General features: G+C 70.0%; 7 protein-coding genes. 2 read left to right on the plus strand and 5 right to left on the minus strand.

Annotated elements, in window-relative coordinates; translation table 11 throughout:
• The 4 genes from manA to A5646_RS16100 all read right to left on the minus strand — a co-directional run.
• On the minus strand, positions 1 to 760 hold a 760-nt coding region (gene manA, locus A5646_RS16085; protein ID WP_066881467.1), incomplete at its 3' end, for a mannose-6-phosphate isomerase, class I.
• An 8-nt stretch (positions 761 to 768) separates the two neighbouring features.
• Complete coding sequence (locus tag A5646_RS16090; protein WP_066868500.1) at positions 769 to 1,881, minus strand: TobH protein; 1,113 nt, start codon at positions 1,879 to 1,881, stop codon at positions 769 to 771.
• Positions 1,878 to 3,284 (minus strand): phosphomannomutase/phosphoglucomutase, encoded by a 1,407-nt coding sequence (locus A5646_RS16095; protein WP_066868498.1) that lies wholly within the window; start codon positions 3,282 to 3,284, stop codon positions 1,878 to 1,880. Before A5646_RS16095 ends, A5646_RS16090 begins: the two co-directional genes overlap by 4 nt.
• 63 nt (positions 3,285 to 3,347) lie before the next feature.
• Complete coding sequence (locus A5646_RS16100) at positions 3,348 to 3,791, minus strand: DUF3499 domain-containing protein (RefSeq protein ID WP_197505214.1); 444 nt, start codon at positions 3,789 to 3,791, stop codon at positions 3,348 to 3,350.
• 188 nt (positions 3,792 to 3,979) lie between these two features.
• Between A5646_RS16100 and A5646_RS16105 the strand changes: the two genes are divergently transcribed.
• Positions 3,980 to 4,402: a metallopeptidase family protein gene (locus A5646_RS16105; protein WP_066868494.1), complete on the plus strand. Its 423-nt coding sequence runs from the start codon at positions 3,980 to 3,982 to the stop codon at positions 4,400 to 4,402.
• Between the two features lie 70 nt (positions 4,403 to 4,472).
• On the opposite strand, the gene A5646_RS16110 is transcribed toward A5646_RS16105, so the two are convergent.
• Entirely contained in the window at positions 4,473 to 4,811 is a 339-nt protein-coding gene (locus A5646_RS16110; protein ID WP_066868492.1) for a WhiB family transcriptional regulator, read from the minus strand.
• Positions 4,812 to 5,201: 390 nt separating this feature from the next.
• On the opposite strand from A5646_RS16110, the gene cofD reads away from it, so the two are divergent.
• Positions 5,202 to 5,820 (plus strand): 2-phospho-L-lactate transferase (gene cofD / locus A5646_RS16115; RefSeq protein WP_066881472.1); only part of this gene is annotated, 619 nt, incomplete at its 3' end.

Here is a 5,820-nt window from a genome sequence, read left to right on the forward strand (position 1 = left end):
CGCCCGGGGCCAGGGTGATGCGGTTCAGCAGCAGCGCCGCCAGCACCCCGGCGTCGCCGGGATAGCGCTCGCCCAGCTCGAGCACGGTCTTGGCCTCGGCGGCGAATTCGGTCGCCCCCGAACTGAGGTACGCGATCGCGCCGTCCAGCACGGCGGTCACCAGCACGTCGATGTCGGGTTGCGGCGCGGTGATCCACGTGGTGAACAGCGCGCGCAGGCCGTCGGCGTCGGACTGGTCGTTGAGCAGGTCGATGTAAGGGTCCAGGTCGGAGACGGCCAGCGCCCGCAACAGCTCGACGGTGCGCGAGGCCTGCCGGAAGCCGGCCAGCGCCTCGAACGGGTGCAGCGCCACCAGCAACTCGGGCTTGTGCGACGTGTCGCGGTAGTTGCGCACCGGTGAGGTCAGCGGAATGCCGACCCGCTCTTCGCGCATGTAGCCCTCGGCCGCCTGGGCGGCGCTGGGATGGGCCTGCAACGACAGCGGCTCGTCGGCGGCCAGCACCTTGACCAAAAACGGCAGCACATCGCCGAAGCGGGCCCGCGACGCCGGCCCGAGCTGTCCCTCCGGGTCCTCGACCAGCGCCTCGAGCAACGTGATTTCGCCGTTGTCGGTCTCGAGCCAGGCCGGATCGCCCGGGTGCGCCCCAAACCAGAGTTCGGCCTCGGGGTGCGCCGCCGGCACCGGTCGTTCGGTGAACTCGGCGATGGCGGTACGCGAACCCCAGGCGTACGTTCTCAAGGCCCCGCGAAGCAGTTCCACTGTTGTATCTATCCCCGCACCAGTCGCATATAAACCGCGGCCATTTCCAGTCGGACGGCCAATACTGCCAGTTGCTGCTCGGGACTACCGGGGCCCCCCAGCGCCGGCGAAACGCCGTAGCCGGCCGAGCCGCCGGGCCCGTCGGGCACATCCTCGGCGGCGAGCAGGTAGACGTTGTCCAGGCCGGCGGTGCGGGCGGCGACGCCCGGCTGCTCGGCCGCCAGGACGACGGCCAGTATTCGCAACCGCTGCGGCAGCGGCCCGTCGATCTCTTCGTCGTGAAAGAGGGCAGCGTCGGGATCGGTGAAGCCGTCCCCGGAACCAGCCGACGCCGCGGCGTGCAGGGCGACCAGCGCGTCGGCCAGCCCGGTGGCCGGCGTCACCTGGTTGGCGACCCGCAACAGCACCGAGCTGCCGTGCCGGGCCAGCGCCAGCGTCGCGGCGCCATCACCCGCCAGCGCGATCTGGCGCTCGGCGATCCGCGCGGCCAGCAGCTTGGCCGGGTTGGTGAACAGCTCCCGGGCGGCGCTGTTGCGCAGCGCCTCGGCGTCCAGCTCGTCGGCGAGCAAGCCCAGGTCGACGGTCGGTCGCGGGTCCAGGGCGTGCACCACCGCCAGGCCGGCGGCCAGATACCGGCACAGCCCGAACTCGTCGGGAACCCAGAGCCGGGGCGCCAGCACCGCCGCGCCCCCGGCGGTGGCGTCGCGCAGCGGGCCCTCGTACGGCGCCGCCACCACCACCCGGGCGCCGCGGCGCAGCCCGGTCGCGGCCGCGGCGGCCAGCGCCGGATCGCCGGGATCACCGCCCGCGACGATCAGCACGTCGAGCGGGCCCACCCACGGCGGTGCCTCGCCGGCCAGCACGAAGGGCTGCGACGCCGCTCCGCCCAGCGTCGCGGCCAGCATCGTCCCGGCGCTCTCGGCCGTACCGCGGCCGGCCACCCAGATGACGCTGCGCGGGCGATCGTCGGCGCGCAGCGGGTCCAGCGCGCCCTCGTCGACCGCGGTGGCGATCGCGCGCGCCTGCGCACCCGCCGACGACGCTGCGCGCAGCAGGCCGTCGCGGTCGGCCGCCAGCAGGCCCTCGGTGTCCTCGAGATTGACCGCCCGGGTGGCGTTCACGGCGCGGCCTTCGCGCCCGACCCGTTGGCCGAGGCCGCGCTGATCTCGTTGCTGATCTGGGCGACCACCGCGGCCACGTCCTCGGCCGTGCGCGCCTCGACGTTGAGCCGCAGCAACGGCTCGGTGTTGGAGCTGCGCAGGTTGAACCAGCTGCCGTCGCCGAGGTCTGCCGTCACCCCGTCGACGTGATCGAGGGAGTGGATCCGGGTGCCGAATGACTTGAGCACCGCTTCGGTGCATCGCGCGGCGTCGGCCACCGTGAAGTTGATCTCGCCGGAGGATTCGTAGCGCTGGTAGTCCGCGGTCAGCTCCGACAGCGGGCGGTCCTGCTCGCCGAGGGCTGCGAGCACGTACAGCGCCGCCAGCATCCCGGAGTCGGCGCCCCAGAAGTCGCGGAAGTAGTAGTGCGCCGAATGTTCGCCGCCGAAGATCGCGCCGGTGTCGGCCATCAGCGCCTTGATATAGGAGTGCCCCACCCGGGACCGCAGTGGCGTGCCGCCGCGCTCGGCGACCAGTTCGGGCACCGCGCGCGAGGTGATCACGTTGTGGATGATCGTCGCGCCGATCTCGCGGCCCAGCTCGCGGGCGGCCACCAGGCTGGTCACCGTCGACGGCGACACGGGGTTGCCCCGCTCGTCGACCACAAAGCAGCGATCGGCGTCTCCGTCGAACGCCAGCCCGATGTCGGCGCCGGTCTCGCGCACGAAAGCCTGCAAGTCGGTCAGGTTGGCCGGGTCGAGCGGGTTGGCCTCGTGATTGGGGAACGTGCCGTCCAGCTCGAAGTACAACGGCTGCAACGTGATCGAGCCGATCGGGCCCAGGACCGCGGGCGTGGTCAGGCCGGCCATGCCGTTGCCCGCGTCCACGGCCACCCGCAGCGGGCGCAGCCCGGCGGTGTCCACCAGCGACCGCAGGAACTGTCCGTAGTCGGCCAGCACGTCGCGATCGCTGACGGTGCCGGGGTCGCCGTCGTAGCCGTCGACGCCGGCGATCACGTCGTCGGCGATCAGCCGCAGTCCGGTGTCGGCACCGACCGGCTTCGCCCCCGCCCGGCACAGCTTGATGCCGTTGTAGGCCGCCGGGTTGTGGCTCGCGGTGAACATCGCGCCGGGGCAGTCCAGCAGCCCGGAGGCGAAGTAGAGCTGATCGGTGGATGCCAGGCCGATGCGCACCACGTCCAACCCCTGGCGTATCACGCCGTCGGCGAACGCGGCGGCCAGCGCGGGCGAGCTGTCCCGCATGTCGTGGCCGATCACGACCTGTCCGGCGCCCTCGGCGCGCATCAGTTTGGCGAAGGCTGCGCCGAGATCGGTGACCAGCGGCTGGTCGAGCTCTTCGCCGACCAGCCCACGCACGTCGTACGCCTTGACGACACGGTGGACTGTCGCGGCGGGCCGAGACATGCGGGACTCCTGACGACGTGAACTCTTGGCCGTCAGCCTATCGGGCCACGAACCAGAGGCTAGCTAGTCGCTGGGATCGGGCAGCACGCGCAGATGCCCGCGGCGCCGTCCGGACCGGTGCTCGGGCGGTGCGAGCACGCTGCTGCTGGGCGCGGTGGCCTGGGCGCCGCCGTGCTGGATGTGCGCATCGGCGAAGCCGTTCACCGGTGTCACGGCGTACGGCGCGGCGCGATTGCCTCCCTCGCGCACCGCGTCGGCGAGGGCGACAAGGTCGTCCTCATCGGGGTGGGCGGGCTCGGCGAGCAGCGGGCCGGCATGGCGCACCAACTCCCATCCGCGGGGGGCGGTGATCCGGCCGGCGTGGTTGACGCACAAGTCCCAGGAATGCGGTTCCCGCGCGGTCGCCAACGGACCGACGACTGCCGTCGAGTCCGAATAGACGAACGTCAGGGTCGCCACGGCGTAGTGCGGGCACCCGGGCCGGCAACAGCGACGGGGAACGTTCACGAGCGAAAGGCTATCGTGCGCAAACGCCCCCGAAGCGCCGGACACGCGCAACCGACCGGCCCTCGATGTGCAACCGTTACCATCGGCGCGTGGGCGATTCGCGCAGCTCCCCGCGAAGAGATCGGTTTTACGACGGATCGGTGCCGCGCCGAGCCGCGACCCATCGACCCTTTCGCCGCGGGCGCGATATGCGCGGCCCGCTGTTGCCGCCGACCGTGCCGGGCTGGCGCAGCCGCGCCGAGCGGTTCGACATGGCGGTGCTGGAGGCCTACGAACCCATCGAGCGGAGCTGGGCCGACCGGCTGGGCGAACTGGACGTGGCGGTCGACGAGATTCCGCGCATCTCGGCCAAGGATCCCGACAGTGTGCAGTGGCCACCCGAGGTGATCGCCGACGGGCCGATCCCGCTGGCGCGCTTGATCCCGGCCGGCGTCGACATCCGCGGTAACTCCACGCGGGCGCGAATTGTGTTGTTCCGCAAGCCGATTGAACGACGGGCGAAGGACACCGTCGAACTCGGCGACTTGCTGCACGAAATCCTGGTGGCCCAGGTCGCCATCTATCTCGACGTTGAGCCGTCGGTCATCGATCCGACGATCGACGACGAATAACTTTTCCGCTGCGCGTCGCGCGTGGAGCGCTGGAGGCTTAACGCTCAGCGCGCGTTGCAATCAGCGTGCGTCAGATTATGCCGCGCTTGAGGCGGCGGCGCTCGCGTTCGGACAAACCGCCCCAGATGCCGAAGCGCTCGTCGTGCTCGAGGGCGTACTCGAGGCACTCATGACGCACCTCGCACCCCAGGCAGATCTTCTTGGCCTCGCGGGTGGAACCACCCTTTTCGGGGAAGAAGGCCTCGGGGTCGGTCTGGGCGCACAGCGCCCGGTCCTGCCACTGATCGGCGGCCGGCTCGGGCATGGGCTCGGGCTCGAAAGCGATTGGGGCATCAGGGACCACGGTCAAATGGGGCCGAGCGGGGCGGTCCAGTGCCGGGTCGATGTCAGTGTGCGGCGTGCTCGCCATGGCGCCTCGAAAAGTTTCGTAAGACATACGGTCGTCCGCCTCCTCAGCTTGATTGGAGAGAGAGTGATTGGTTTCCCACTGTTCTGATGTACAGACAATTCGAACAAGTGATCGAATCTCGGTCTGCGACACCGGAGTCGGCCGGCCAACCGGGAAATGACACTGTTGTGATTAGACACGGGTTGATCTGCCGGGTCAAGCACTTCGGCGCATTTCCATACCATCTCGTGATCGAATTTCGGCGTTTCTGTTGTCTTGCGCCTTCGGCGTGTCGATCACACAGCCCTCAACTTTCCCACACGTTGCCCACAAGCGCTGGGGAACCGCAACTTTGAGGCAGCCCCGACGGGCCCGCCACGGCACGCTCGCCGGGCAGTACTGTCGTGCAATGTGAAGGTCACCGTTCTGGTCGGTGGGGTTGGCGGCGCCCGCTTCCTGCTGGGGGTTCAACAGCTGTTCGGGCTCGGTCAGTTTCAAACGCAACGGCGTCCGGACACGGAACCCGGCAGTCACGAGCTGACGGCGATCGTCAACATTGGCGATGACGCCTGGATCCACGGACTGCGGGTCTGCCCCGATTTGGACACCTGCATGTACACCTTAGGTGGAGGTGTAGATCCGGAGCGAGGGTGGGGTCACCGCGACGAAACCTGGCACGCCAAAGAGGAATTGGCGCGCTACGGGGTGCAGCCGGACTGGTTCGGACTCGGCGATCGGGACCTGGGCACCCACCTGGTGCGCACCCAGATGCTCAATGCCGGCTATCCCCTCTCGCAGATCACCACCGCGCTGTGCGACCGCTGGCAGCCCGGCGCGCGGCTGCTGCCCGCCAGTGACGACCGCTGCGAGACCCACGTGGTGGTAACCGATCCCGACGACGGCAGCCGGCGGGCCATCCACTTCCAGGAGTGGTGGGTGCGCTACCGGGCCCAGGTGCCCACCCACAGCTTCGCGTTCGTCGGCGCCGAAAAGGCGACCGCCACAACCGATGCCACGGCGGCCATCGCGG

Source organism: Mycobacterium sp. 1245499.0 (assembly GCF_001673615.1).
GTDB lineage: Bacteria > Actinomycetota > Actinomycetes > Mycobacteriales > Mycobacteriaceae > Mycobacterium > Mycobacterium europaeum_A.